Origin of the sequence: Streptomyces sp. H39-S7, from assembly GCF_027158205.1 — a bacterium.
Taxonomy (GTDB): Bacteria; Actinomycetota; Actinomycetes; order Streptomycetales; family Streptomycetaceae; genus Actinacidiphila.
The window spans coordinates 88,098-113,136 of the sequence record NZ_JAPVLU010000034.1 but is presented as its reverse complement, the minus strand read 5'-3'; the positions used below and the strand labels follow the sequence as shown (position 1 = coordinate 113,136).

Annotated in this window: 27 protein-coding genes; 14 read left to right on the top strand and 13 right to left on the bottom strand. The window is 71.5% G+C overall.

All coding sequences use genetic code 11. From position 1 onward, the window contains the following. Nucleotides 1-19: 19 nt before the first annotated feature. The gene (locus O3X23_RS28950) at nucleotides 20-682 is read right to left on the bottom strand and encodes a hypothetical protein (protein ID WP_269274588.1); all 663 of its coding nucleotides are present in this window, start codon (nucleotides 680-682) and stop codon (nucleotides 20-22) included. A 275-nt stretch (nucleotides 683-957) separates the two neighbouring features. Between O3X23_RS28950 and O3X23_RS28945 the strand changes: the two genes are divergently transcribed. After that, nucleotides 958-2,520 (top strand): acyl-CoA carboxylase subunit beta, encoded by a 1,563-nt coding sequence (locus O3X23_RS28945; protein ID WP_443048004.1) that lies wholly within the window; start codon nucleotides 958-960, stop codon nucleotides 2,518-2,520. Continuing rightward, on the top strand, nucleotides 2,517-2,753 hold the full coding sequence (locus O3X23_RS28940; RefSeq protein ID WP_269274587.1) for an acyl-CoA carboxylase subunit epsilon: 237 nt from the start codon (nucleotides 2,517-2,519) through the stop codon (nucleotides 2,751-2,753). The genes O3X23_RS28945 and O3X23_RS28940 overlap by 4 nt, the downstream gene beginning before the upstream one ends. Before the next feature lie 45 nt (nucleotides 2,754-2,798). Here the strand turns inward: O3X23_RS28940 and paaK are convergent, their stop codons facing one another. Continuing rightward, the gene (paaK, locus tag O3X23_RS28935) at nucleotides 2,799-4,130 is read right to left on the bottom strand and encodes a phenylacetate--CoA ligase PaaK (protein WP_269274586.1); all 1,332 of its coding nucleotides are present in this window, start codon (nucleotides 4,128-4,130) and stop codon (nucleotides 2,799-2,801) included. 157 nt (nucleotides 4,131-4,287) lie between these two features. On the opposite strand from paaK, the gene O3X23_RS28930 reads away from it, so the two are divergent. The 3 genes from O3X23_RS28930 (at nucleotide 4,288) to O3X23_RS28920 (ending at nucleotide 8,007) form a co-directional block, all read left to right on the top strand. Further along, nucleotides 4,288-5,802, top strand: a complete 1,515-nt coding sequence (locus O3X23_RS28930) for a fatty acyl-CoA synthetase (protein WP_269274585.1) — start codon at nucleotides 4,288-4,290, stop codon at nucleotides 5,800-5,802. Between the two features lie 67 nt (nucleotides 5,803-5,869). Then, a complete protein-coding gene (locus O3X23_RS28925; protein WP_269274584.1) occupies nucleotides 5,870-7,141 on the top strand; it encodes a VWA domain-containing protein in 1,272 nt (423 codons plus the stop codon). Then, nucleotides 7,141-8,007 (top strand): hypothetical protein, encoded by an 867-nt coding sequence (locus O3X23_RS28920; protein WP_269274582.1) that lies wholly within the window; start codon nucleotides 7,141-7,143, stop codon nucleotides 8,005-8,007. Before O3X23_RS28925 ends, O3X23_RS28920 begins: the two co-directional genes overlap by 1 nt. A 60-nt stretch (nucleotides 8,008-8,067) precedes the next feature. Here O3X23_RS28920 and O3X23_RS28915 read toward each other — a convergent pair whose 3' ends face one another. The 3 genes from O3X23_RS28915 to O3X23_RS28905 all read right to left on the bottom strand — a co-directional run bounded on the left by O3X23_RS28915 (nucleotide 8,068) and on the right by O3X23_RS28905 (nucleotide 11,163). Further along, complete coding sequence (locus O3X23_RS28915; protein ID WP_443048005.1) at nucleotides 8,068-9,174, bottom strand: WD40/YVTN/BNR-like repeat-containing protein; 1,107 nt, start codon at nucleotides 9,172-9,174, stop codon at nucleotides 8,068-8,070. Nucleotides 9,175-9,256: 82 nt separating this feature from the next. Next, the gene (locus tag O3X23_RS28910; RefSeq protein WP_269274578.1) at nucleotides 9,257-10,717 is read right to left on the bottom strand and encodes an MFS transporter; all 1,461 of its coding nucleotides are present in this window, start codon (nucleotides 10,715-10,717) and stop codon (nucleotides 9,257-9,259) included. Between the two features lie 80 nt (nucleotides 10,718-10,797). Next, entirely contained in the window at nucleotides 10,798-11,163 is a 366-nt protein-coding gene (locus O3X23_RS28905) for a nuclear transport factor 2 family protein (RefSeq protein ID WP_269274576.1), read from the bottom strand. Nucleotides 11,164-11,954: 791 nt separating this feature from the next. On the opposite strand from O3X23_RS28905, the gene O3X23_RS28900 reads away from it, so the two are divergent. The 3 genes from O3X23_RS28900 to O3X23_RS28890 all read left to right on the top strand — a co-directional run bounded on the left by O3X23_RS28900 (nucleotide 11,955) and on the right by O3X23_RS28890 (nucleotide 14,204). Beyond that, nucleotides 11,955-12,398, top strand: a complete 444-nt coding sequence (locus O3X23_RS28900; RefSeq protein ID WP_269274574.1) for a DUF6325 family protein — start codon at nucleotides 11,955-11,957, stop codon at nucleotides 12,396-12,398. A 60-nt stretch (nucleotides 12,399-12,458) separates the two neighbouring features. Then, complete coding sequence (locus O3X23_RS28895) at nucleotides 12,459-12,746, top strand: SHOCT domain-containing protein (RefSeq protein ID WP_269274572.1); 288 nt, start codon at nucleotides 12,459-12,461, stop codon at nucleotides 12,744-12,746. Between the two features lie 93 nt (nucleotides 12,747-12,839). Next, nucleotides 12,840-14,204: an MFS transporter gene (locus O3X23_RS28890; RefSeq protein ID WP_269274596.1), complete on the top strand. Its 1,365-nt coding sequence runs from the start codon at nucleotides 12,840-12,842 to the stop codon at nucleotides 14,202-14,204. 4 nt (nucleotides 14,205-14,208) lie between these two features. On the opposite strand, the gene O3X23_RS28885 is transcribed toward O3X23_RS28890, so the two are convergent. From O3X23_RS28885 to O3X23_RS28850, 8 genes are all read right to left on the bottom strand, one after another. Continuing rightward, entirely contained in the window at nucleotides 14,209-14,406 is a 198-nt protein-coding gene (locus tag O3X23_RS28885) for a hypothetical protein (protein ID WP_269274569.1), read from the bottom strand. Then, nucleotides 14,403-14,714: a hypothetical protein gene (locus O3X23_RS28880; RefSeq protein ID WP_269274567.1), complete on the bottom strand. Its 312-nt coding sequence runs from the start codon at nucleotides 14,712-14,714 to the stop codon at nucleotides 14,403-14,405. Before O3X23_RS28880 ends, O3X23_RS28885 begins: the two co-directional genes overlap by 4 nt. Nucleotides 14,715-14,762: 48 nt before the next feature. Then, nucleotides 14,763-15,398 carry a hypothetical protein gene (locus tag O3X23_RS28875; RefSeq protein WP_269274565.1) on the bottom strand — a complete coding sequence of 212 codons (636 nt, stop codon included), beginning with the start codon at nucleotides 15,396-15,398 and terminating at the stop codon, nucleotides 14,763-14,765. Between the two features lie 52 nt (nucleotides 15,399-15,450). Next, nucleotides 15,451-16,053: a hypothetical protein gene (locus O3X23_RS28870; protein ID WP_269274563.1), complete on the bottom strand. Its 603-nt coding sequence runs from the start codon at nucleotides 16,051-16,053 to the stop codon at nucleotides 15,451-15,453. 73 nt (nucleotides 16,054-16,126) lie between these two features. Beyond that, entirely contained in the window at nucleotides 16,127-16,531 is a 405-nt protein-coding gene (locus O3X23_RS28865) for a hypothetical protein (protein WP_269274561.1), read from the bottom strand. Continuing rightward, complete coding sequence (locus O3X23_RS28860) at nucleotides 16,524-17,459, bottom strand: BN159_2729 family protein (protein WP_269274559.1); 936 nt, start codon at nucleotides 17,457-17,459, stop codon at nucleotides 16,524-16,526. Before O3X23_RS28860 ends, O3X23_RS28865 begins: the two co-directional genes overlap by 8 nt. Then, nucleotides 17,456-18,049 (bottom strand): sigma-70 family RNA polymerase sigma factor, encoded by a 594-nt coding sequence (locus tag O3X23_RS28855; RefSeq protein ID WP_443048003.1) that lies wholly within the window; start codon nucleotides 18,047-18,049, stop codon nucleotides 17,456-17,458. The genes O3X23_RS28860 and O3X23_RS28855 overlap by 4 nt, the downstream gene beginning before the upstream one ends. Before the next feature lie 96 nt (nucleotides 18,050-18,145). Continuing rightward, a complete protein-coding gene (locus O3X23_RS28850) occupies nucleotides 18,146-18,463 on the bottom strand; it encodes a helix-turn-helix domain-containing protein (protein ID WP_269274557.1) in 318 nt (105 codons plus the stop codon). Nucleotides 18,464-18,715: 252 nt separating this feature from the next. Here O3X23_RS28850 and O3X23_RS28845 point away from each other — a divergent pair, with 252 nt between their 5' ends. The 6 genes from O3X23_RS28845 (at nucleotide 18,716) to O3X23_RS28820 (ending at nucleotide 25,030) form a co-directional block, all read left to right on the top strand. Next, on the top strand, nucleotides 18,716-19,111 hold the full coding sequence (locus O3X23_RS28845) for a helix-turn-helix domain-containing protein (RefSeq protein ID WP_269274555.1): 396 nt from the start codon (nucleotides 18,716-18,718) through the stop codon (nucleotides 19,109-19,111). A gap of 153 nt (nucleotides 19,112-19,264) precedes the next feature. Then, on the top strand, nucleotides 19,265-19,699 hold the full coding sequence (locus O3X23_RS28840; protein ID WP_269274553.1) for a hypothetical protein: 435 nt from the start codon (nucleotides 19,265-19,267) through the stop codon (nucleotides 19,697-19,699). 342 nt (nucleotides 19,700-20,041) lie between these two features. Beyond that, entirely contained in the window at nucleotides 20,042-20,998 is a 957-nt protein-coding gene (locus O3X23_RS28835; protein WP_269274551.1) for a hypothetical protein, read from the top strand. Nucleotides 20,999-21,035: 37 nt separating this feature from the next. Further along, on the top strand, nucleotides 21,036-22,565 hold the full coding sequence (locus O3X23_RS28830; protein WP_269274549.1) for an APC family permease: 1,530 nt from the start codon (nucleotides 21,036-21,038) through the stop codon (nucleotides 22,563-22,565). Nucleotides 22,566-22,712: 147 nt separating this feature from the next. After that, nucleotides 22,713-23,882, top strand: a complete 1,170-nt coding sequence (locus O3X23_RS28825) for a CaiB/BaiF CoA transferase family protein (protein ID WP_269274547.1) — start codon at nucleotides 22,713-22,715, stop codon at nucleotides 23,880-23,882. After that, nucleotides 23,879-25,030 carry an acyl-CoA dehydrogenase family protein gene (locus tag O3X23_RS28820; RefSeq protein ID WP_269274544.1) on the top strand — a complete coding sequence of 384 codons (1,152 nt, stop codon included), beginning with the start codon at nucleotides 23,879-23,881 and terminating at the stop codon, nucleotides 25,028-25,030. Before O3X23_RS28825 ends, O3X23_RS28820 begins: the two co-directional genes overlap by 4 nt. Nucleotides 25,031-25,039: the final 9 nt, after the last annotated feature.

Genomic DNA, 25,039 nt, shown 5'->3' with positions numbered 1-25,039 from the left:
GGGGGACGGGGGACCGGGGTCAGGAGCAGCCGCGCACCGAGTTCCATCCGATGAAGGTGTGCCGGAGGACGATGTCGAACTGGCAGGCGGCGGTGCCGTCGCCGTTCAACTGCACGGCGGTGTCGTGGGTGTTCGCGTACCAGGCGCCCGTGGCGTCGAAGATGCCCTGGTAGCCGAACTCCGCGTGTGCGGTGACCTTCGCACCGGCCTCGGTCTTGCCCGACGTCTTGACGGACCAGCCGGCGTTCCAGGGCTCGCGGTTGTTGTGGGTGCTCACCTCGGTCACGGCGTTGGAGACCTGGTTGTCGACGGTGTCCCATGTGGTCGTCGTGTAGAGGGCCGTCATCAGGATGTTGCAGCAGTCGTACATCTCCGACCAGCTGCGCACCTGACGGCCGGTGGTGGCGGCGGTGCGGACCGCGGACCGGGCCGGCGCGGGAAGCAGGCGCACCGCGCCCAGGTGCGGCACGCAGTCGGCCCCGACGCTGACCTCCTGCTGCGCGGACATCCCCGCGGGTGGTACCGGCAGCGAACCGGACAGCCGGACATCGGTACAGATGCTGGCCGAGCGGCCGGAGCCGGCGGCCGGCGCCGTGTCCGACGGTGACGCGGTGGCCGTGCCGGTCAGCACGGTCAGCATGGCCATCGCGGCAGCCGGCGCGAGAACGATTCTGTTGCGCATTTTCGCTTCTCCTCCGTGAGTTCGGTGGGGAACCTAACAGGGTCGACCCTGCCCAAGAGTTGATCTTCGATCCCCTGGCAGGAAACTGACATAAGGGCGATCGTGCAGCTCCGGAGTGGTAGGCCGCGGCGGCTGGCAGCTTGGTGTCAGGGCCGTTGTGACGCGGAAAGGCCGCTGCGAGAGTGGCGAAATCCTCGAAGGGGCGCGTGGCGGATCGGCGCGAAACTCCTTGTGAACTTTCGATCGAACCGGCCGACACGACAGAGGAGTTGTTCATGCCGCTGGACGGCGCCACCATGCACGACAGGGTGACCGAGCTCGCCGAGGTCAAGGACGCGATCCTGCGCGGCGCGCCCCAGGCCACCGAGACGCAGCACGCGAAGGGCAAGCTGACGGCACGTCAACGCCTGGACCTGCTCTACGACGAGGGTACCTTCACCGAGATCGAGCCGCTGCGGCGACATCGTGCGACCGGCTTCGGCCTGGAGGACCGCAGGCCCCACACCGACGGGGTGGTCACCGGCTGGGGGCTGGTGAACGGGCGCACCGTCTTCTCGTTCGCCCATGACTTCCGCATCTTCGGCGGGGCGCTGGGCGAAGCCCACGCGACGAAGATCCACAAGATCATGGACCTGGCCCTTGCCGCCGGTGCGCCGCTGGTGTCGCTGAACGACGGTGCGGGCGCCCGGATCCAGGAGGGCGTGTCCGCTCTCGCCGGATACGGCGGGATCTTCGAACGCAACACCCGTGCCTCCGGGGTCATCCCGCAGATCAGCGTGATGCTCGGCCCGTGTGCGGGGGGCGCCGCCTATTCGCCGGCGCTGACGGATTTCGTCTTCATGGTCCGCGAGACCTCCCAGATGTTCATCACCGGACCCGACGTGGTGCGGGCGGTGACCGGTGAGGAGATCACCCAGAACGGCCTCGGCGGCGCCGACGTCCACGCCGAGACGTCCGGCGTGGCCCACTTCGCCTACGACGACGAGCAGACGTGCCTGGAGGAGGTCCGCTACCTGCTCTCGCTCCTCCCGGCCAACAACCGCGAGACGCCGCCCGCGGCCCTGGGCGCCGATCCGGCCGACCGGAGGTGTGAGGAGTTGCTGAGCCTGGTGCCGGTCGACGGGAGCCGCCCGTACGACATGCGCGCGGTCATCGAGGAGATCGTCGACGACGGGGAACTCATGGAGATCCACGGAGGGTGGGCCAAGAGCATCATCTGCACCTTCGCCCGGCTCGGCGGGCAGGTCGTGGGCATCGTCGCCAACCAGCCGCTGTCCTCCGCCGGAGTGCTGGACATCCACTCCTCGGAGAAGGCCGCCCGCTTCGTGCAGATGTGCGACTCCTTCAACGTCCCGCTGGTCACCCTGGTGGACGTCCCGGGCTTCCTGCCGGGTGTCAGCCAGGAGCACGGCGGGATCATCCGGCACGGCGCCAAGCTGCTCTACGCGTACTGCAACGCGACGGTGCCGCGGATCCAGGTCATCCTCCGCAAGGCCTACGGCGGCGCCTACATCGTCATGGACTCCCGCTCCATCGGCTCCGACCTCTCCTTCGCCTGGCCCACCAACGAGATCGCCGTCATGGGTGCGGAGGGCGCGGCGAACGTCGTGTTCCGGCGGCAGATCGCGGCCGCCGACGATCCGGACGAGACGCGCGTCCAACTGGTCAAGGAGTACAAGGCCGAGTTGATGCACCCCTACTACGCGGCCGAGCGCGGTCTCGTCGACGATGTGATCGATCCCGCCGACACCCGCAGGGTCCTCATCAGTTCCCTGGCCATGCTGAAGGCGAAGAACGCGACGCTGCCCGCCCGCAAGCACGGAAACCCGCCGCTGTGAGCGCGGCCGTGGCCCCGTCGCTGGACGGCCCGACGGCGCCGGCCCTGTTCAGGGTCGTCAAGGGGCGCCCGACGCCCGAGGAGCTCGCGGCGGTCACCGCGGTGCTCACCACGTTGTCGGTATCGCGTGCGGGCGGGCCCGGACAGGTGCCGGACGGTGAGAGCCCGGCCGGCTGGGACCGCCTCGACGCCAGGAGCTTCCCGCCGACCTCATGGCGGGTACGGCGGCCATGACCCCGGCGCGGCGGGCCCGGGGGAGGCGTCGGCCGCCGGGACCGCTCACGCGCCCGGTCGCGGCTCCCGTTCGTCGATGACGCGCTTGATCTTCCCGACCGAGCGTTCCAGGGTCTCCGGATCGACGACGGCCACCTCCACCGTCACCCCCACCCCGTCCTTGACGCCCTGCGCGATGGCCGCCGCCGCCGCGGCCCGCTGCTCGGGGCTCGCACCGGGCCGGGCCTCGGCGCGCACGGTGAGCCGGTCGAGCCGGCCCTCGCGGGTGAGCCGCAGCTGGAAGTGGGGGGCCACGCCGGGGGTGCGGAGCACGATCTCCTCGATCGCGGTGGGGAAGAGGTTGACCCCGCGCAGGATGATCATGTCGTCGCAGCGGCCGGTCACCTTCTCCATCCGGCGGAAGGGGCGCCGCGCCGTGCCGGGCAGCAGGCGGGTCAGATCACGGGTCCGGTAGCGGATGACCGGCATCGCCTCCTTCGTGAGGGAGGTGAAGACCAGCTCACCGCTCTCGCCCGGCGCCATCACCCGGTCGGTGAGCGGGTCGACGACCTCGGGGAAGAAGTGGTCCTCCCAGATGTGCAGCCCGTCCTTGGTCTCGACGCACTCCTGCGCCACCCCGGGGCCGATGACCTCGCTGAGCCCGTAGATGTCGACCGCGTCGATGCCCATCCGGTCCTCGATCTCCCGCCGCATCTCCTCGGTCCACGGCTCGGCCCCGAAGATGCCGGTCTTCAAGGACGTCGAGCGCGGGTCGATGCCCTGCCGCTCGAACTCGTCCAGCAGGGTGAGCAGGTACGAGGGGGTGACCATGATGATGTCCGGCCGGAAGTCCTGGATGATCCGCACCTGGCGGGCCGTCATACCGCCCGAGGCCGGGATGACCGTGCAGCCCAGCCGCTCGGCGCCGTAGTGGGCGCCGAGGCCGCCGGTGAACAGGCCGTAGCCGTAGGCGATGTGGATCTTCTGTCCGGGCCGGCCGCCCGCGGCGCGGATGGACCGGGCGACCATGTCCGCCCACATGTCCAGGTCGTTGCGGGTGTAGCCCACGACGGTCGGCGCGCCGGTGGTGCCGCTGGAGGCGTGGATGCGGCGGATGTCCGCCTCGGGCACGGCGAACATCCCGAACGGGTAGTTGTCGCGCAGATCGGCCTTGGTGGTGAAGGGGAACCGGGCGAGGTCGGCGAGCGTGCGGCAGTCCTCGGGCGCCACCCCGGCCGAGTCGAACGACTTCCGGTAGTAGGCGACGTTGTCGTACGCGTGCCGCAGGGTCGCCCGCAAGCGCCGCAACTGCAGATCCCGCAGCTCCGTGCCGCTCAGCTGCTCCCCGGCGTCGAGGAGGGCGCCATCCGCTCCCGACCGATCGTTCGGTTCTGTCACGGTTTCAAGAAATCAGGATCCGCACCGCAGGTCAAGGGGCGCGCACCGATTCACCGACCGCGCGGGGCCGGACCCGCGTCACCGTGCGGCAGTGCTTGACCCGGGCACCCGTGCCGACCGAAGGTGGCCCGGGCAGGTCCACCAGCGGGGAGGCGTCATGGTCGCGGTGCACGGCAGTACGGTCGACGGGGTGCTGCGGCGCAGCGCCCGGCGGGGGCCGGACCGGGTGGCGGTGCGGTTCGAGGACCGGACGTGGACCTACCGGGAGCTCGACGAAGCGGTGTCCGCGGCGGCGGCCGTTCTCCTGGAGCGCGGCCTGCGGCCGGGCGAACGCGTCGCGGCGTACGGGCACAACTCCGACGCCTACCTGATCGGCTTCCTGGGCTGCGCGCGCGCCGGACTGGTGCACGTGCCCGTCAACCACCACCTGGAGGGCACGGACCTCGCCTACCAGATCGGACAGTCCGGCAGCGCGCTGGTGCTCAGCGACCCGCTGCTGCGCGACCGGCTCCCCGGCGGCGTACCCGTCCTGCCGCTCCGCGACGACGCGGAGTCGCTGCTCGCCCTGCTGCCGACCGCCGGTCCGGCGGCGGACGCGCCGGAGGTCGGGGCCGAGGACCTCGCGCAACTGCTGTACACCTCGGGGACCACGGCCCTGCCCAAGGGCGCGATGATGACGCACCGCGCGCTCGTCCACGAGTACGTCAGCGCCGTCACCGCACTCGGCCTGGCGGAGGGCGACCGGCCCGTGCACTCGCTGCCGCTGTACCACTCGGCGCAGATGCACGTCTTCCTGCTGCCGTACCTGATGGTCGGCGCGGAGAACACGATCATCGCGGGTCCCGACCCGCAGACGGTCTTCGGCCTCGTCGAGGAAGGCCGGGCGGACAGCCTCTTCGCGCCGCCCACCGTCTGGATCGCCCTCGCCAACCACCCGCAGTTCGCCGACCGCGACCTGAGCGGGCTGCGCAAGGCCTTCTACGGCGCCTCCATCATGCCCGTTCCGATCCTGGAACGGCTGCGCGCCCGGCTGCCGCACCTCGCCTTCTACAACTGCTTCGGCCAGAGCGAGATCGGCCCGCTCGCCACCGTCCTCGGACCGGACGAGCACGAGGGCCGGATGGACTCCTGCGGCCGCCCGGTGCTGTTCGTCGAGGCCCGGGTCGTCGACGAGGACGGCAAGGACGTACCGGACGGCACACCGGGCGAGGTCGTCTACCGCTCACCGCAGCTCTGCGAGGGCTACTGGGACAAGCCGCAGGAGACGGCGGAGGCCTTCCGCGACGGCTGGTTCCACTCCGGTGACCTCGCCGTGCGCGACGCCGAGGGCTATCTGACCGTCGTCGACCGGGTGAAGGACGTCATCAACTCCGGTGGCGTGCTGGTCGCGTCCCGGCAGGTCGAGGACGTGCTCTACGGGCATCCGGCCGTCGCCGAGGTCGCCGTCGTGGGACTGCCCGACGAACGCTGGATCGAGGCGGTCACCGCGGTGGTCGTGGCGCGCGGTGAGGTCACCGAGGACGAACTGATGGTGTACGCCCGCGCGGAACTCGTCCATTTCAAGGCGCCCAAGCGCGTGCTGCTCGTCGATGAACTGCCGCGCAACGCGAGCGGCAAGATCCTCAAGCGCGAGCTGCGCGACCGCTTCGCGCCGGGCCCCGGGACCGCCTGAGGCAGGGCGAACGGCCGTTCAAGGCCCTCGATTTCCCCGTGGAGTTGGCGGTCACTAAGCTCCCCGAATGATCACCAAAAGACGGCTGGCGGCCGGCCTGTGCGGCCTTGCCGCGACTCTCGCCGCCGGACTGTTCCCGGCGTCCGCCGCCGCGGACGAGCCCACAGCGCAGGAACCACCCAAGATCGACCTGGTCCTGGACGTCAGCGGGTCGATGAGCGCGCGCGACGTGGACGGCAAGTCGCGGATGTCCGCGGCGCAGCAGGCCTTCAACGACGTGCTGGACGCGGTGCCGGACGATGTCCGGCTCGGCATAAGGACGTTGGGGGCCACCTATCCCGGTAAGGACATGAAGACCGGCTGCCAGGACAGCAAGCAGCTGTACCCGGTGGGACCGGTCAACAGGACCGAGGCGAAAGCGGCCGTCGCGACGCTGCGCCCCACCGGCTGGACGCCCATCGGGCTGGCGCTGCGCGGCGCGGCCCAGGACCTGGCGGGCGGTGACGCCACCCGCAGGATCGTGCTCATCACCGACGGCGAGGACTCCTGCGGCCAGCCGGACCCGTGCGACGTCGCCCGCGAACTCGCCGCCCAGGGAACCCACCTGGTGGTGGACACCCTCGGCCTGGTGGCCAACGACAAGATCCGCAAGCAACTGAGCTGCATCGCCGAGGCCACCGGCGGCACGTACACCTCCGTACAGCACACCGACCAGCTCTCCTCACGCATCAAGCAGCTGGTGCGGCGCTCGGCGCAGACCCCGCCGGTCGTCCCGAAGGCGATCCAGGGCTCGGCCCAGTGCGGCAACGCGGCGGGCATCACCCCCGGCGTCTACACCGACCGTGAGGAGTTCGGGCAGCACCGCTACTACAAGGTCGCGGTGACCGACGGCCAGGAGCTGCGGGCCACGGTCAGCGTCGGCTCCGACCGGGCGGTCAACGCGGACTACGGCGTACTGCTGCGCGCGGTCAGCGGCGAGGGCCAGGAACTGGTGCGGGGCTCGGACGCCGGCAGCGGCCGGACCGACGTGATGTCCTCAGGGCTGCGCTACGTCTACCCCGAGAAGGACGACGACGCGGATGACGCGGCGGCGCACACCGTGTGCCTGGAGGTCAGCAACTCCTTCTCGGCGCCGGACGCCGTCAAGCGCACCCCTGGTCTGCCCGTCGAGCTGACGCTCGACCTGGTCGACGCCCCCGACGAAGCCGGTGACGTCGCCGCGTTCGGTCTGGGCCGCGGCTGGGTGCTGCTCGGTGTCCTCGCGGTCACCGGCCTGCTCGCCGGATTGATCTGGGGCTGGCTGGCCCGCTGGCGCGTCGCCGTATGGAGGAGCAACTGATGCGTACGACACGTCTGGTGACCGCCGCACTGCTCACCGGGGCAGCCCTGCTCGGGCCCGCCGCGACCGCGCTGGCCGACACCCCCGGTGCCACTCCCAGCACGGGCGGCGGCACGGACAGCAGCGCGAGCCCCGGCACCGAGGACGAGGCCGCGCCCACCGAGGCCGGCACCGCCTTCCGCACCGCCACCGCGATCCGGCAGAGTCAGGCGGCCACGGCCTCCGCCTCGACCGGTGACTACCTGTACTGGATGTTCCCGGCCGCCGCCGGGCAGACCCCGACCGCCAAGGCGACGGTGACCCTGCCCGACCAGGCCGGCCGGCACGGCGCGCAGACCTGGCAGATCGACGTCTACGACGGCCTGCGCCGCCGCCAGCCGTGCGTCTCCGGCGACCGGACGGTGCGGAGCCCGGAGTCGGGTCCGTCCGTCACCCTCACCTGCACACTGCGCACGGTGCGGCCGATCGCCGACACCCGGTCCAACGACCCGCTGCCCGGCGCGTACTACGTACGGCTGACCGTCGTCGATCTGCCCGCCGACGATCTCGGCCAGCCGTTCAAGGCGGAGATCCTGGCGACGACGAAGGACGCCGGGGGAGCGCACTCCGAGGGCGGCGAGCTGGCCGCCCCGCTGACCCCCGCGGGCCAGCCGGACGCGCTTGCCGCCCCGGAGGGCGGTTGGACGTCCGGCTGGTGGTCCGACCGCTGGCTGTGGACCGCGGGCGGAGGTGTGCTCGGCGCGCTCGCCGCGATCGGCGGCTACACCCTCAGCCGGGGACCGCGCCGGTCGTCGTCCGGTCGGGTACCGGCCCAGTCGGGTCCGCACAGCGGGTCCCGGGACGCCGAGGCGTACTCGAGGCGCTGAGCGGCGAGGAGGAGGCGGCCGGTAGGAGGCCGCCTCCTCCCGACGGCCCGGACAGTGCGCTCAGGAGGCGGTCAGGGTGAGGCGGGCGATCCGGCCCTTCTCACCCGACGCCCAGCAGCTCAGGTCGGGCGCGCAGTCGACCGTGTCGAAGGACCCGGAGTCGAACCGCCGCCAGCGGCGCCCCGAGTCGAGCGTCAGATCGCTGCCGGTCGGCCCGACCGCGATCGCGGCGAAGCCCAGGTACGGCAGCCACGCGACACCCGAGCGGTACGCCTGTGGCGGCGTCGCGGACGCCGTCCAGGTGGCGCCGCCGTCCCGGCTGACCGCTCCGGCCTGGGGCGAGGCCTGGTCGGCGCGGTAGTCCCCGCCGACGGCCAGGCCGTGCCGGGCGTCACGGAAGGCGAGGGCGAAGACGCCCTTGGCGGGGTCGCCGGCCGGAATCACCGTCGGCGCCGCCGTCCACGTCAGGCCCCGGTCCTCGGAGTGCAGCACGCGGGAGGCCGCACCACCGCCGGTGGCCAGCCACACGTCGTGGCCGCCGGACGTGACCAGGCACTGGCCGCTCGCCGCGAAGGAGGCCTCGCCGTCCTGCGCGGCGGGCATGCCGGTGGAGGGCAGTACGTGCCAGCTGCGGCCGCCGTCACCCGTCGACAGGATCCGGTACTTGCCGTCCACCGGGTCGCTGACAGCCAGTCCGTTCCTCGCGTCGAAGAAGGCCAGGCAGTCGTAGAACGCCTTCGGGTCGGGGTTGCGGAACGCCTCGGTCCAGCTGGCGCCGCCGTCCTGCGTCCGGTAGACGCGGGAGGCGTCGCCCTCGCCGATCGCCAGGGCGACCGCGTGCCGCGCGTCGAACGCCTCGATGTCGCGGAACTCCAGTTCCGCCGCGCCCGGCGGGGACACGTCGCCCCAACTGGCGCCGCCGTCCGTGGTCCGGAGGATGGTTCCGGCGGACCCCGCCGCCCAGGCGGTCCTGCCGTTCACCGCCGACAGGCCGCGGAACCGGGAGGTCCTGCCGGTCGCCTTGAGTTCCCAGCCCGGTTGGGGCACGCTCACCTTCGCCCCGTCCGCTCCGGCCGCCCGCGGGCCGGCCTGCGCGGGCAGCGCGGCCACCGCGACCAGTGCCGCCCCGCACAACCCGATGGTCACCGTACGTCTCAGTATCCCCATGGCACTCATGCCGCGGAACGTAGCCGACCCCCTCGGTGCCGTCCAGACGGCACCCCGGGGGTCGGCGGACGCCACGCGGGGGTCATCCGGCGGTGGCCGCCCTGCGGGGCAGCAGCAGGACGAGTGCGGCGAGGGCGAGTTCGACGCCCATGAGGAAGACGAGGCTGAGGCCGAAGGCGTGCGGGAACGACTCCGCCGGTCCGCTGCCGACCGCGTCGTAGAAGATGATCCCGATCAGCGCGACCCCCAGTGCTCCGCCGACCTGCTGGAGGGTGGCGACGGCCCCGGAGGCGGAGCCGACCAGTTGGGGCGTGACACCCCGCAGCACGGTGGTGGTGAGAGGCGCGATGACCATGCCCATCCCCAGGCCGTCGAAGAACAGTCCGGGGACCAGCCACCCGGTGCCGCCGGTGGTGCCGATGCTCTGCGAGGCCTCCCACAGCAGCCCCAGGCCGAGGACCATGGCGAGGGCGCCGACCGAGATGGTGTGCCGGCCGAGCCGGGCGGACAGGTGGTGGGCCGTGGTCGACGTGATCATGTAGCCGGCTCCGATCGCGGTGAAGACCACGCCGGAGGAGAGCGCGTCCAGACCGCGGCCCTGCTGCAGGTACAGGGCGAGTACGAGGAAGAAGGACGCCTGGCCGATCCAGAACACCAGCTGGGCGAGGGCGCCGACGGTGAACGTCCGCTCCTTGAACAGCGCGGTGCTGAGCAGCGGGTCGCCGCCGCGGCGGCCCAGCCGGTACTGGTGCACGCCGAACTCCGCGAAGAGCACGGCGGACAGCGCCAGGCTCAGCCAGGTCCACAGCGGCCAGCCCTGCTCACGGCCCTGGATGAGCGGCAGCACGAGGGCGACGACCGCGACGGTCGACAGCAGGACGCCGGTGACGTCGAGTCGGGGGCGCTGCGGCGCGCGGGACTCGGTCAGGGCCCGCGGGACGAGGAGCAGCGTCACCGCGCCGACCGGCAGGTTGATGAGGAAGCAGGCTCGCCAGTCGAGTCCGAGGAGGTCCGCCTTGATGAGCAGGCCGCCGATCAGCTGGCCGAACACCGCGCCGACGCCCATGGTCAGCCCGTACATGCTGAACGCGCGGGCCTGTGCCTTGCCGGCGTAGTCGGTCTGGATGATGGAGAGCACCTGCGGGCCCATCAGCGCGGCCGCCAGGCCCTGCAGTACGCGCGAGGCCACGAGGGTTCCGGCGGTCGGGGCGAGTCCGCAGGCCACCGAGGTCAGGGTGAACAGCGCCAGTCCGACGGCGAAGATCCGTCTGCGGCCGAACATGTCACCCAGCCTTCCGGCGGTGATCAGCCCGGTGGCCAGGGCGAGTCCGAAGCCCGCGACGACCCACTGGATCGACGCGGTGCCGGCGTGCAGGTCCACCTGCACGGAGGGGATCGCGACATTGACGATGAAGAAGTCGAGCGCGGTCATGAAGGTCGCGATCAGGAGAACCGCCAGACCGAGCCACGGCCGGCGGCCGGGCGGCCGCTGAGGGGCGACGGTGGAGGGGACGGTGCGTTCGTCGGTGAGGGGCGATGCCATGGCGGAACTCCTGTGGGCAAGAAGGGGTCGGGGTGCTGCGGGGGCGGGCCGGACGGGCCCGCCCCCGGGGCGGCGGCTGCTCAGGCGGCCGGGACCTTGTCGAGGAAGCCGAGGACGCTGCGCAGCCGGCCGTCCTCCGTCAGCACCGCGACGTCGAATCCGATCACCAGCGACTCGCCGCCGGCCGGGCCCAGTTCCCAGGTGAAGCGGGCGATGCCGTGGTGGGCGTCCACCGGCCCGCCCAGCGTGAAGACGAGTCCCGGGAACTGGGCCTGCACGGCGCCGATGGTCGCGTCGATCGCGTCGCGCCCCTCGGCGACCACCAGCGGGTCGGTGTAGTTGGCGTCGTCGGCCCACAGCTCGTCGATCGCCGCGCGGCGGGCGGCCGGGTCGGTCTCGTTCCAGGTGGCGAGGTAGCGCTCGATGATGTAGTGGGTGTCGCTCATATCCGGTTCTCCCTGCGGTCGATGTGCGCTGCGGTGCTCTTCGCCGCGCTGCGTTCCTGCAGGTCAAAACGGTACGGAGATCGGACGTACGGGGAATCAGTCATCGTTAGGTACTTGGGCGTCAGGCGCCGTCCGGCAACGACGCGCTCTCCCGGGGTGGCGTGCTCACCGGCGCCCGCCTAGGGCGCGAGGACGGACTCGTCGGGCGGCCGCCTGGAACCGCAGGGCGGAGGCCGCCCGATCCAGCGGCGGTCCTGACAGCGCGACAAGGGGTTTCACGAGGCGTAGCGTGGTCAGTGAACGCGGGAGCGGCACTCCGCAGCAGTGCCGTGACCGCCCCGTGCTGCGGTTTCTTTAACAATATGGGGCCATCGGGGTTACTGCGGGAGCCCGCTTCGACGGGACTGTGTGTCTGGCCGGTCCCGGCTCGCTGACCGGCCTTCGTCGGCGGGATGGGAAGCGGCTCGCCACCGCGGCCGTTCTGCGTCATTCCGCCCGCTCCGGCTCTGCACACGTACCGCCGTCACCACCTCCCGGCCGCCCGGGCGCTCAGCCAGGCGTACACCTGACCATGGCGTGAAGGAGTCGACCATGACCGAGACAGGCTCCCCCCGATCTCCGACCACGCCCAGGGATTCAGCCACCTCGGCATCATCGGAGCAGCGCTGAACCCGGCGAGCGTCCGACCCGGCGCCGGCGCCCCCTGGGCCGACCGGTGGAAGGACCCGCTGAGCCGCTGAAAGCGCGGCGGCCGGCAGGTCGGAGTGCGACGCAGTACATGAGGAGTCGACGTGAGTGACGCATTCAACGAGATGGGACCCATCGACTACATCGTGATCGAGTTCCCTGGGAACCGGATGACCGGCGAGGGTCTGCCGCTGCTCCTGGACCTGGTGGACCGCGACATCATCCGGATCCTGGACCTGACGTTCGTCAGGAAGGAGCTGGACGGTTCGGTCGTCGGGATCCGGGCCGGCGACCTGGACGGAGACGGTGTCGCCGAACTGGAGGTCTTCGAAGGCGCTTCCTCGGGTCTGATGAACGAGGACGACCTGCGCGAGGCGAGCGGGGTGCTGGAACCCGGTTCCGCCGCCGGAATCCTGGTGTACGAGAACGTCTGGGCGGCGCCGTTCGCGACCGCCCTGCGCCGTGGCGGCGCCCAGTTGGTGGCCAGCGGCCGGATCCCCGTGCAAGCCCTCCTGGCGGCACTGGAGGCCGCCGAACCAGCCGTCTGACCCCGGGCGGGCAGCACCAGGCAGCGTGAGCGAACACCACCCCACTGGAAGGACAAGGTCATGGGTCTGCTTCGAGGAGTCGCCCGAACCGCTGTGGTCGCGGGCACCGCCACCGCCGTGTCGAACCGTGTCTCGCGACGGCAGGGCGGCCGATGGGCCCAGGAGGAACACCAGCATGCCCTCGACCAGCCCGCGGCGGCCGCACCGGCCCCCGCGGCCCCCGCGGCCCCGGTCATGACCATGGACACCAAAATCGCGCAGCTCAAGGAGCTCGGCGAGCTGAGGACCCAGGGTCTGCTCACCGATGCCGAATTCGAGACCCAGAAGAGCCGGATCCTCAACTCCTGAACACCGGATGGGACCGGCCGGGTCCCGGGCGGTGGGCGCTGCGGCCGGAAGTCCGGTTCCCCTCGGGAAGGACACGTGGTGACCGCGACGAACATGCCCTCGGTGGCGGGGCGGCGCGTGCTCGCTCCGCTCGCGCTGGCGCAGTTCATCTGCAGCTTCGCCGGTTCGAACATGAACGTGATGATCAACGACATCAGTCAGGACCTGGATACCACCGTGCAGGGCGTCCAGGTCGCCATCACCACGTTCCTGCTGGTCATGGCCGCCCTGATGATTCCCGGCGGCAAGGCGACCGACCGGTTCGGCCGCAAGCGGTGCTTCCTGGCAGGCCTGGCGATCTACGGAGTGGGCGCGTTGCTGAGCGCCGCGGCGCCGGGGCTGGGTGTGCTGATCCTCGGGAACTCCATCCTGGAGGGTGTCGGTACGGCCCTGTTGATCCCGCCGGTCTACATCCTCACCACGCTGCTGTTCCACGACCTCGCCGCCCGCGCCCGCGCGTTCGGCATGATCATGGCGGCGGGCGGGGTGGGCGCCGCGGCCGGGCCGCTGATCGGCGGGCTGATCACCTCCGGGATCGGCTGGCGGGCGGCATTCGTGTTCCAGGCCCTGGTGATCGGGGTGATCCTGCTGCTGAGCCGCTCGATCCCCGATCCCCTCCCGCCGGACCCCACGCGGTCCTTCGACGTCCGCGGCGCCGTGCTGTCCGCGGCAGGCCTGGTCCTGGTGGTCATGGGCATCCTCGCTGCCGACAACAACCTGTGGCTGATGGCCGCACTGATCGCGGCCGGCGTCCTCGTGCTGCTGTGGTTCCTGCACTGGGTGCGCACCCAGGAGCGCTCGGGCCGCGAACCCCTGCTGTCCACCGCGCTGTTCCACGACCGTGCCTCGAACCTCGGGCTGGTCACCCAGAACCTCCAGTGGCTGGTGCTCATGGGCACCTCGTTCACGGTGGCCACGTTCTTGCAGGTCGTCCGCGGCTACGACGCCGTACAGACCGGGGTGATCTTCACCGCCGCGACCCTCGGCGTGCTGTCCTCGTCCCTGGCGGCCGAACGGCTGGCCAAACGCAGGCCGCAGCGGACGCTGATCATGGCCGGGTTCGTGCTGTGCGTCGCCGGGGTCGGTGTCCTCCTCGCTCTCGTGGCGGGTTCGCCGAGTCCCTGGGCCTTCGCCCCAGGGTTGCTCATGATCGGGCTCGGCCTGGGGGTGATGCTCACCCCCTCGGTCAACGTGGTGCAGTCGGCCTTCCCGGAGGAGCGTCAGGGGGAGATCTCGGGGCTGTCGCGCAGTGTGTCGAACCTCGGCTCGTCCTTCGGGACCGCGATCGCCGGCACCATCCTGGTGTCCGGCCTCAACGACCACGCGTATGCGACGGCGATGGCCGTCCTCGCCGCCGCCGGTCTGATCGGCCTGGTGATCGCCGCCCTGCTTCCGCGTTCCGCGCAGACCCGGGCCTGAGCGCTCACGTCGGGACGGCAGCGCAGTACGGGTGGTCCCGCTCGGCGTCCTGGTAGGCGGCGAACTCGTAGGGGAAGGGCCGGTCGGCCTGGGAGGGGCAGCGCCCGCACCGCCAGCGGTAGCCGTCGATGCCGGGCGTGACGTTGATGATCCGCGTTCTCACGACCCGCGGTGATGCGTTCGGGTACTCGCCTTCGATCATGTGGTGGCTCCGGGGTCGGTCTGGGAGTGGCTCAAGGCATCGAGAAGGTAGCCGGAGAGCAGGTGGATGATGCGGGCGTCGGCGCGGGCCTCTCGGCGGTAGCGCCGGCAGCCGTTGAGGGCGACGCCGAGGCGACGCAGGAGCGCCTGTCGCTCGCGCTCGTGCCGCGCGGCGGCGGTCAGGGCGTCGCCGGCGGCCATGACCAGGGCGACGTTCGCCTCGGCCAGCTGCCGCTTCGTGGCCGTCAGGTCGGCGAGCGTCCGCGCGAGGCGGGCGTCCCGCCGGCGGGTGGTGGTGAGTCCGAGCACTGGATCCCCCCTGGGATCGGTCGGGGAACTGGCGGACGCGGGGGCCGGTCATGACCGGTCGCGTCCGGCGTTCGTGGCGGCGGGTGTGAGGGAGTGGCCGGGACAGCGCCAGAAGGGGGCGAGGTACGTCCAGCCGCGCTCGCGGGCGAACCGCTCCCACTCGCCGGCGTGACAGAAGCCGCACCCGATCCGCGCCGTGTTGAGCACGTACCAGCGGCTCCCGCGGTCCTCGCGCCGCATCAGGAATCCGACGTCAGCGAGGTGAGTCAGGTCCTTTCGCCACTGGTGCGGCGGGCGCGGGATGCCGAGCTTGCGGTAGGCCCTCCCCACGCGACGGCTCGTCCACTGCACGGAAGAGGGGCGCCCGTTGATCTCCCGGCGGAGCCGGGACAGCGGGTCCGTACCGGGGGCGGCGGGGTGGCAGAAGGTGCAGCTCGGGCAGTCGGCACAGTCGAGGCGCTGATCGCGCGGGCACCGGCACAGCTCGGTGGCCAGGACCGCGCGGTACCGCTCGCACTCCGCCAGGAGCAACTCCCGCTCGGCGTCGAGCGCCTCGGCCTGACGGAGCAGGTCGCTCTCGGCCGTCGTCGTCGGCTGCCACGGTAAGCCGTCCGGCGACGTCGGGCGCACGAACCGTGCGGCGCGGACCGAGTCCAGGAAGGCCGCGGTCAGGGGGTACCTCATGAGGCGCCTCGCAGACCGTGGTTCCGGCGCGGCCGAACGGTGGACGCGCCCATCAGGCGTCACCGTCCGCGGCCGGCGTCCGCGCCGCGATCCACTCCGCCGCGGCCGCTACGGACCGCAGGTCGGTCTCGACCCTCGTCCAGCGCAGCCGTTCGCTTCCGTAAGGGCCGCACGGGTGGGGTCCGGCCACGGCGTCGTAGAGGTCCCCTCCCCGCGGCCCGTGACGGCGACCGATCCAGCCGATCACGTCCTCCTCGCGGAGCCGCTCGACGCGCGTGCGGCTCACGAGGAACTCGTAGGGACCGGGGCCCCGGTTGTAGAAGACGGGCGAGCTCGGCCAGAGGTACAGACCGGCCACCTCACGGGGTGGCTGTCCGGACACGAGGTCCCGCGCGGTCGACCGGGTCAGCTGCTCGGCCTCGGAGACGAGGAGCCGCGCGGTGCCGCAGGACCGGCACACGACGCGGATCGTGGTCTCGGAGTGCCGGCCGCCGTGCTCGCACTCCTCGGCCGGGCACCGGTGGCCGGGCCCACCGTGGTGGGGCCGGTACAGGTGGTACTCGGTACGCGAGTCGACCACCCAGGACGGCTTGCCGCAGCCGTCCGCGTGCTCGAGCTCGGTCCACCCCAGGTAGGCGTCCTGAGCGCTGGTCATCGGGCGTCACCGCCGTCCGGCCCGGAACGCCCGGTCCCCGCCCGGCCCTTCTCGGCATACGCGCTGTGGGGCATTACGCGCTGCCTTCCAGGGCGGGGAGGACGGCACGGGCGCGGCAGGGGTCGAAGGGCTCTCCCGCGTAGCGCTCCTGGCGGCCGATGGCGTGGACGTAGTACGCGACGGCCTCGTCGCGGGTCAGCTCCTGGGCCTCGGCGATCTCGTCCCAGGTGGCATCGCCCTCGAGGGCGTCACGCACTGCCCTCCACCGGTCGTCCAGCAACCGGCGGCCGAGTTCGACGTTCGCCGCCAGCGACTGCAGCGGGGTGACGTGCGGCACGGCCAACTCCAAGGCCGCCCGGTCCGCCCGGTCGTGGTCGCCCGACGCGATGGCGAGCGCGTGAACGGACGCGAGCCGGGCCAGGCGGGAGTCCTGGTTCCACAGGGCGAGCAACTGCTCCAGCGTCATGGGCTCAGGCATCGGCGCTCACCGCCTCCGTGCCATCGGCAGGCGTGGTGGGCACGGAGGCGGCGAGCGCCTTGGTCAGCGACGTGACGGTGACAGCGCCGGCCGGGGAAGTGGCGCCCGGGGGAGTGGCGGCCGCGGGTACGGGTGCCGGCAGGTAGGGCACGGCGGGCCGGAGCGGGCCGGCCTGGTGGACCACGTTCGCCAGCGAGCACGGGACGTCCTGGCCTGCGGCGACGAGGAGCGGCATCTCGTCCGGGCCCCGCTGCCCCAGGTACTTCCAGCGGTTGCCGTCCCGGTCGACCATCGGGCGGCCGAGGTCGTAGACGCGGCCGTACAGCCGGTACGGGTCGATCGCGGCGGCGGTGAGAGCGTCGAGCAGCTCGGGCACACCGTGGGCGACCAGCCGCACCTCGACGTCCCGCAGCCGCCCGTACGTGATCCGGGTGGTGCCCGCGGACTGCCCGGAGTCGAGCCGGGCGACGCCGGTCTCGGCCATCCAGTGGTCCCAGTCCTCCAGGGACTTGACCCGGACGGCGACGACAGCGCGGTCGTAGTCGGTGACGATCTCGATGACGTCGGGGTGCGAGGCGTAGCGCGAGAGGAGCAAACCGGTGACCTGCAGGGCCCGGTCGCACTGTTCGTCCCACTCCGTGGCGGCGATCTCGAGCTCGGTGACGTCGGCCCTGGCCTTGACCGAGGGCGCGGGAGCCTCCACCGCCGGAGGTTCCGCAGGCCGTCCCGTGCTGCGCCGCACCAGCGGCGGGGGCCCCGCTGGCAGCGCCCACGCCGGGCGGCCAGGGCCCTCGGCGGTCGTGATCAGACCGGCCGCGTCCATGGCTGCCGCGATCCGCGTCGCCGCGTCACCGGTCCGGCCGGTCGTGAACCGCGCCATTCCTTCGTGGATGACGCGCGCGGCGCGGGAGAGGTTCGGATTCGTCATGCCGCCACCGCCATCTCGGCGGGCACGAAGGAGAGGAGCCGCCGCACCGCGCGGTGCTGCATGGACTTCACGGAGCCGACGGACCTCCCCATGACCACGCTGGTCTCGGCGACGGTCAGCTCGTCGAGGAACCGCAGGGTCACGACCCGCCGCTGCTGGGCGTTGAGCCGGACCAGCGCGACGCGGACGGCGCGACCGGAGAGCGCCTCCAGGACGGTGTCCTCGGTGCTGGGCACGAGCTCATCCCCGGCGAGGATTTCGGCGGTGCTGACCTCGTGACGGAAGCGGCCGCACTTGAAGTGGTCGGCCACGAGGTTGCGGGCGATGGTGACGAGCCAGGCGCGGAAGTCGTGGCCCTGCCAGGTGAACGTGTCGATCCGGCGCAGTGCGCGGAGGAAGGTCTCGCTGGTGAGGTCCTCGGCGAGACGGAGGTCCCCGCCGACCCGGCGGCGGATGAAGCAGAACACGGAGGGCCGGTACTCGTTGTACAGAGCGCCGAACGCTTCGCGGTCTCCCGCCCTGGCGAGGGTGATGAGCTCGGGCTCGCCGCCCTCTCCCGGCTTTGTGTTCTCGGGGCTAGCCTGGTGCACGGCTGCCGCCCTTCTCTGTGGGGTGGGTTGGTCGGAGAGGTCGCCCTGGGGTCGCATCCGGGCGGCCTCTCGTCGTGTGGTGGTTCAGCTGCTGGGCTACGAGCGCGCGTCGCGCGCCGCCGGTCCGGCCACGGACGATGTCGTCCGACCGTCCGGGACCCACAGGACGAGCAGATCGACACCGCATCGGGCCGCGACTCTCTCGGCGACCCGGGCGCTGGTCGTGTGCTGCTTGCCGCTGAGGAGCTCGCCGATGCGGCTGGAGTGGACACCCGCGGCCTTGGCGAGCACGCGGATGGTGATCTCGCTCCCGTCTCCGGTGCGTTCCATCAGCATCCGGAGCCGTTCCGGCTGGAAGAGCCGATAACGCGTTGCAGTCAACTCTTCTGGAGTAGCGGTTGAGTTGGTCGTCACGCCTTCCTCCATGGGACAATTCATCCCCGTGCGGGGATGCCCAGAGCATTGCAGGAGCGGGATGTTTTGTCTATCGCTCTGGGAAATCCCGTTCAGCTCTCTCGTGATTCGACCTTCCGTGCGACGTCTCACCCCTGGGACAATCCGTCCCGGGGCGGGGGTGACGCCTGCCCCGGGCCGGATCGACGATTTGCACCCCCCTGCCGATCCGCGAGGGATGCGGGGCCGCGGAGAGAAGGCATGATGGCCGTCATGGCGACTGAGACACGGGACGATCTGTCCCGTCTGGTGAAGGAGCGACGCGCTGAGCTGGGCCTCAGCCTCGCTCGCGTGGTTGCGGCATGCGGCGACCCCGAATTGAACGTCAGCTGGCTCTCACGCCTGGAACACGGCCAAGTCCGCGAGATCCCGGGACGCGAACGGCTGGCCGCTCTCGCGCGGGGCCTTCAGCTGCCCTTCAGGCTCGTCGCGACGGCATGCGCCGCCCAGTTCCTCGGCCTCACCACGATCAACAGCGAGGACGGCGCGGCGCAGGCGATCGTCGACCGGCTGCCCGAGTTCACCGAGGCCGAGTTGCTCCAGGTGCGGGCGATCGTCGACGCCTTCGCCCGCAGCAGGCCCGGTTCGCCGTCGGACTCGGACGGCTGAACGGAATCCCTGAGACCTCACCGTTCCCACAGGTAACTTCCGCCTGGGGACGACTAGCGGTAGCTCTGCCTCGATCTCACATGCGAACTTGTGAGCGAATAGTCGACGGGGGCAGACAGGCTTGGGGATCATATGACTACAGAACCACCCACTGTGGCCGTACGGATTGCGGAGAGCGATACGGGGAGATGCCGTCGCTTCACCGCTGAGCGGACGCATGACGAGCTCCTGATCATGGCCACGCCGGGCGAACTGCGCGCAGGTGGAATGCAGCTCCTGGCGGCAATCGTGGAACTCGGCATGGACCTGAGGGGCGCGGAGACCGGCGGGGCGGCGTTACGCGACGCCACCGTCGAGATTGTCGACAGCCTCCCGGGAGGCCGGCCCTTCCTGTGGCTCAACCGCCCGGACGCGGTGCGGCTCCTGGTAGCGCGGGGCGAGATGTCGGAGGCCGGCGCGGAGCAGCTTGCCGAAATCCTGTCGGACGGCGCGGTCGTCGAGCGCTGCGATGCCACCGCGAACCTCGAAGGCGCGGTCAGCTCGGGCTACGCGGAGCCCGCTTCCGGCCCGCCAAGACCCCCTCAATAGCCCCGGACCGTCAGCCTCCAGCCCGCTCAGGAGGTGCCCGTAGCGATGTGGAGGCCGTCACGATCGACTTATGGCCAGACCCGGCTGCACGGCCATGCGGCTGCCCCGCAGCGATCACGGCAGCCGCACGGCTGTGTCGTAAGCCGTGGATCGCAGGCGTGCTCGCAGGCCGCCGCCGAGAGCCGGGCGGACCTGCCGTGAAGGGGCGCGCAACCGCTTTCCGGCCGGAATTCCGTGGCGGACTACAGGGAGACAACAGGCGTGGTCTTGAAGCGGACCTACGCCTACCGGTTGGCTGTGGACGATCACTGTTCGTAACCCGCCCGTGGAGGCAGCCCGCGGATGAGCCCACCTCCGCCCCCCTTCGGCTTCTCCCGGTCCAAGGACGACTTCGGCTTCGACCCGGCCCTCGACGACGTCGAGTTGGTCGCGGCTCGCAATGCCCTGGGACAGGGCCACTGGTCCGAGGTCCGCACGTTGCTGGCCGAGACCGGCGACCAGTGGGACCGTCGAGGCCATCGCCTGGTCGTGCTCGCCGAGGGCCCGGCCACCGCCGCGTGGACACGCGAATGGCAGCTCGCGGAACCCGACAGCAGGGACGCCGCGATGCTGCTGGCATGCTCCATGGTCTTCCGTGCCGCGGCCGGCAAGGGCAGCCCCGAGGCCGCGCGGGAGGCCTGCCTCGAGGTGGCCCGGCTGGCGCCCGCGGACCCCTCACCGTGGCTGGCGCTGCTGATCCTGGCCCGCCGCACCGGCACCGACGAGGACCAGGTGCGCGCGTTCGACCAGGTGCGCGGCCGGCACCGTAGCCACCACCACGCGCACCATCTGATGACGGCGTGCCTGGCCGAGCGTCAGAAGACCGACCGGAACGACCCGTTCCATGAGGTGTACGAATTCGCCGAGTGGGCCGCGGGGGAGGCGCCGGAGGGCTCACCGCTCGCCGGGCTGCCGCTGGTCGCCCATATCGAGCGGTACCGGGTGCTCGCCGGGACCGGAGCCGAGCCGAAGGATCCGGCCGGGCTGCCGCACTGGACCAGCGGCCGCGGCCGGCAGAGCCTGCGCACGGCGTTCGACTGGTGGCTCGAGTGGCACGGCGGCGACCATCCCCGGCTGGAGCTGGATCTCAACCTGCTCGCCTTCGCCATGGTGCACAGCGGTCGTCCGGTGGAGGCCGCCGCGCTGTTCAACCGGATCGGCCCGTGCGCGACCCGGCGCCCGTGGTCGTACTTCGGCCGCGATCCGAAGAAGGCATTCCGGGCCGCGCGCGACTCCGCGCTCGGTTTCGGTTCTCCGTAGGACCCGACGCTCACCTCATCGGAAGGACACCGCAGCCATGCTGACGGGCAGTAAGACCGAGATCAGCACCTTCAAGGGCCAGGAAAGGGCGCTGCGCGCCGACCGGATCGGTACGACCGGGCTCCTGCTGTCGGTGCTGGCGGCCAGTGCGCCGCTCATGGTCGTCGCGGGCGTCATGCCCACGACGTACGGTGCGACCGGCATCGTCGGGCAGCCGCTGCTGTTCGTGATGCTCGGTGTGGTGATGGCGCTCTTCAGCGTCGGCTACGCGGAGATGAGCCGGCACGTGCACAACGCGGGCGCGTTCTACGCCTACATCGCCCGCGGCCTCGGTGCCACGGCCGGCGTCGGCGCGTCCTTCGTCGCCCTCGTCTCGTACAGCCTCATGCAGGTCGGCATCTACGGCATCTTCGGCTTCGAGGTCGTCGGCCAGCTCGACCAGCACTTCGACATATCCGTCGACTGGTGGATACCGGCGCTCCTCGCGGTGCTGCTCACCGGTGCGCTGGGCGCCCTGAAGATCGACCTGAACGCCAAGGTGCTCGGCGTGCTGCTGGTCGTCGAGTGCGCCCTGGTCATCGTGTGCGACATCGCGTTCGCCGCCGATCCGGACAAGAGACAGGGCCTGTCCCTGGACGGGTTCGACCCCAGCACGGTGACGGGTGCGGGCCTGGGCATCGCGCTCTGCTTCGCGGTCGTCGGCTTCGTCGGGTTCGAGCAGGCCCCCGTGTACGCGGAGGAGACCAGCCGCCCGGGGCGCGCCGTGGCGCGCGCCATGTTTCTCGCCGTCGCCTTCGCGAGTGTCTTCTTCGCCCTCACCTCGTGGCTGATGGGTGTGGCCGCCGGTCCCGCCCAGGTCGTGGGAGCCGCCCAGGAGCAGAGCGCGGGCCTGCTGTTCGGCCTCACCGAGTCCCGGCTCGGCGGTACCTTCACGGATCTGCTGCACGTGTTCTTCCTGACCGGAATCTTCGCCTCGATGCTCAGCTTCCACAACGTCGTGGCCCGCTACGCCTTCGCGATGGGCCGTGAGGGACTGCTGCCCTCGGCCGTGGGCCGCACCTCCAAGTCGAGCGGTGCTCCGGCGATCGGCTCGATGCTGCAGACCGTGATCTCCCTCGTCGTGGTGGTCGCCTTCGCGGTCACCGACGACAAGCAGGCCGGTGACCCGACGGTGCCGGTGCTGCGGCTGTTCACCTGGGGCGGCAACGTCGGCGCCGTCGGCGTCATCCTCCTCATGGCGGTCGCCTCGGCCTCCGTCATCGCCTTCTTCGTCCGCCGCGGGGCCGGGCGTGCCCAGATCTGGCGGCTGCTGAGCGCGGGTGTGGCCGGGGCCGCCCTGCTCTTCGTGCTCGTCTACGCGGTCAAGGACTTCGACGTGCTGATCGGTCCGGACCAGGACGCGGCGCTGGCCTGGATCCTGCCGGGGATCGTGGGGCTCTCCGCCGTCGTCGGCATCGTGCTGGGACTGGTGCTGAAGGCCCGGAAGCCCGAGGTGCACGCCCGCGTCGGCCTGGGCAACGAGGCGTTCCAGCTGGAGAAGGCCGCGGTCTCCGAGACCTCCGCCTGACCGGTCGGCCCCCGGCCCGCCCCGCCCTCGTGGCGCGGCGGGCCGGTGTCGTTTCCGGGCCCTGTTCTTCCGGCCCTTGCCAGGACTGGAACGTGTTCCTAACATCATTGATGTGACATCACTACTGTCAAAGTGATCGGGGAGCCGATGGACGTGCAGGCAGGTCCGGGCCCGCTGGCCGGCGTCAGGGTCGTGGAGCTGGCCGGCATCGGCCCCGGCCCGTTCGCCGCCATGGTGCTGGCCGACCTGGGGGCCGATGTCGTGCGGGTCGACCGGCCGGGCGGTTCCGGGCTGGGCATCAATCCGTCGTACGACCTCACCAACCGCAACAAGAGGTCCGTGCTCCTGGACCTGAAGGCCCCGCAGGGCCCCGCCGCGCTCCTGGACCTGGTCGAACGCGCCGACATCCTCATCGAGGGGTACCGGCCGGGCGTCGCGGAGCGGCTGGGCGTCGGCCCCGAGCAGGCGCTCGCCCGCAACCCCCGGCTGGTGTACGGGCGGATGACCGGGTGGGGGCAGGAGGGGCCGCTGGCACAGACCGCGGGCCATGACATCGGCTACATCGCCATCACCGGCGCGCTCGGCATGATCGGCCCGGCGGACGGCCCGCCAGCGATCCCCGCCAACCTCGTCGGCGACTACGCGGGCGGCTCGCTCTACCTCGTCATCGGCGTCCTCGCGGCCCTGCAGCACGCCCGCACCACGGGCGCCGGGCAGGTCGTCGACGCCGCGATCGTGGACGGCACCGCGCATCTGACCTCGATGATCCACGGCATGGTCGCCGCCGGCGGCTGGCAGGACCGGCGCGGCGCCAACCTGCTCGACGGCGGCTGCCCGTTCTATGGCGTCTACGAGACGGCGGACGGCGGCTACATGGCGGTCGGCGCCCTGGAGCAGCGCTTCTACGCCGCGTTCACCGCCCTGCTGGAGCTCGGTGAGGACGCCCCGGACCGTGGCGACCTCGCCCGCTGGGGCGATCTGCGGGCCGCCGTCGCCGCCCGCTTCAAGACCCGCACCCGCGACGAGTGGACGGCCGTCTTCGAGCACTCCGACGCCTGTGTCGCGCCGGTCCTGTCGCTGCGCGAGGCCCCCGCCCACCCGCACCTCGCCGCCCGCGGGACGTTCACCGAGGACGGCGGCCTGGTCCAGCCCGCCCCCGCGCCCCGCTTCTCCGCCACCCCCGGCTCGGTACGCCTGCCGCCCGCCCAGCCCGGCGCACACACGGCCGAGGTCGCCCGCGACTGGCGGATCCCCGCGCTCCACGCCGCTCCCGAGCCCGACGCGCCCGCAAGCCCCCGAGGAGACCGATCCGTATGAAGCGTCAGATCTTCACCTCCGACCACGACGCCTTCCGTGAGACCGTGCGGACCTTCCTGGCCAAGGAGGCGCTGCCGCACCACGAGCGCTGGGAGAAGGCGGGCATCGTCGACCGGGAGGCGTGGCTCGCCGCGGGCCGCCAGGGGCTGCTCGGGGTCGCCGTGCCCGAGGAGTTCGGCGGCGGGGGAGAGCCGGACTTCCGCTATGGGGTCGTGCTGGGCGAGGAGTTCACCCGGGCGGGCGTATCGGGGCTGGCCATCGGCCTGCACAACGACATCATCGGCCCGTACCTGACCTCGCTGGCCACCGACGAGCAGAAGCGCCGCTGGCTGCCGGGCTTCTGCTCCGGCGAGATCATCACCGCGATCGCCATGACCGAACCGGGCGCGGGCTCGGACCTGCAGGGCATCCGCACCACCGCCGCCGACCACGGCGACCACTGGATCCTGAACGGCTCCAAGACCTTCATCTCCAACGGTATCCTCGCCGACCTCGTCGTCGTCGTGGCCCGCACCGGCCACGAGCCGGGCCAGGAGGGCGCCAAGGGCCTCAGCCTGCTGGTCGTCGAACGCGGCATGCCAGGCTTCGAGCGCGGCCGGAACCTGGACAAGATCGGCCAGCACGCGCAGGACACCGCGGAGTTGTCGTTCAGCGACGTGCGGGTGCCCAAGAACAACCTGCTGGGCGGGGAGAACCAGGCGTTCCTGCACCTGATGACCAACCTGGCGCAGGAACGGCTGGCCATCGCGGTGTCCGGGATCGCCGCCGCCGAGTCGGTCCTGGAGCTGACCACCGAGTACGTCAAGCAGCGCGAGGCGTTCGGCCGTCCGCTGTCCAAGCTCCAGCACATCCGCTTCGAGATCGCGGAGATGGCCACCGAGTGCGCCGTCACCCGGTCCTTCATCGACCGCTGCATCACCGAGCACGGAGCCGGAGGCCTCGACCCCGTCCACGCCTCGATGGCCAAGTGGTGGGCGACCGAACTGCAGAAGCGCGTCGCCGACCGCTGCCTGCAACTGCACGGCGGATACGGCTACATGGCCGAGTACCGGGTCGCGAAGGCGTTCACCGACGGCCGGATCCAGACCATCTACGGCGGCACCACGGAGATCATGAAGGAGATCATCGGCCGTTCCCTGCTCTCCTGATCCACCGAC

Coding starts and splice junctions, on each gene's coding strand:
- O3X23_RS28950 (WP_269274588.1), bottom strand. CDS start 682: ATGCGCAACAGAATCGTTCTCGCGCCGGCTGCCGCGATGGCCATGCTG.
- O3X23_RS28945 (WP_443048004.1), top strand. CDS start 958: ATGCCGCTGGACGGCGCCACCATGCACGACAGGGTGACCGAGCTCGCC.
- O3X23_RS28930 (WP_269274585.1), top strand. CDS start 4,288: ATGGTCGCGGTGCACGGCAGTACGGTCGACGGGGTGCTGCGGCGCAGC.
- O3X23_RS28925 (WP_269274584.1), top strand. CDS start 5,870: ATGATCACCAAAAGACGGCTGGCGGCCGGCCTGTGCGGCCTTGCCGCG.
- O3X23_RS28920 (WP_269274582.1), top strand. CDS start 7,141: ATGCGTACGACACGTCTGGTGACCGCCGCACTGCTCACCGGGGCAGCC.
- O3X23_RS28915 (WP_443048005.1), bottom strand. CDS start 9,174: ATGGGGATACTGAGACGTACGGTGACCATCGGGTTGTGCGGGGCGGCA.
- O3X23_RS28910 (WP_269274578.1), bottom strand. CDS start 10,717: ATGGCATCGCCCCTCACCGACGAACGCACCGTCCCCTCCACCGTCGCC.
- O3X23_RS28905 (WP_269274576.1), bottom strand. CDS start 11,163: ATGAGCGACACCCACTACATCATCGAGCGCTACCTCGCCACCTGGAAC.
- O3X23_RS28895 (WP_269274572.1), top strand. CDS start 12,459: ATGGGTCTGCTTCGAGGAGTCGCCCGAACCGCTGTGGTCGCGGGCACC.
- O3X23_RS28890 (WP_269274596.1), top strand. CDS start 12,840: ATGCCCTCGGTGGCGGGGCGGCGCGTGCTCGCTCCGCTCGCGCTGGCG.
- O3X23_RS28885 (WP_269274569.1), bottom strand. CDS start 14,406: ATGATCGAAGGCGAGTACCCGAACGCATCACCGCGGGTCGTGAGAACG.
- O3X23_RS28875 (WP_269274565.1), bottom strand. CDS start 15,398: ATGAGGTACCCCCTGACCGCGGCCTTCCTGGACTCGGTCCGCGCCGCA.
- O3X23_RS28870 (WP_269274563.1), bottom strand. CDS start 16,053: ATGACCAGCGCTCAGGACGCCTACCTGGGGTGGACCGAGCTCGAGCAC.
- O3X23_RS28865 (WP_269274561.1), bottom strand. CDS start 16,531: ATGCCTGAGCCCATGACGCTGGAGCAGTTGCTCGCCCTGTGGAACCAG.
- O3X23_RS28860 (WP_269274559.1), bottom strand. CDS start 17,459: ATGACGAATCCGAACCTCTCCCGCGCCGCGCGCGTCATCCACGAAGGA.
- O3X23_RS28845 (WP_269274555.1), top strand. CDS start 18,716: ATGGCGACTGAGACACGGGACGATCTGTCCCGTCTGGTGAAGGAGCGA.
- O3X23_RS28835 (WP_269274551.1), top strand. CDS start 20,042: ATGAGCCCACCTCCGCCCCCCTTCGGCTTCTCCCGGTCCAAGGACGAC.
- O3X23_RS28830 (WP_269274549.1), top strand. CDS start 21,036: ATGCTGACGGGCAGTAAGACCGAGATCAGCACCTTCAAGGGCCAGGAA.
- O3X23_RS28825 (WP_269274547.1), top strand. CDS start 22,713: ATGGACGTGCAGGCAGGTCCGGGCCCGCTGGCCGGCGTCAGGGTCGTG.
- O3X23_RS28820 (WP_269274544.1), top strand. CDS start 23,879: ATGAAGCGTCAGATCTTCACCTCCGACCACGACGCCTTCCGTGAGACC.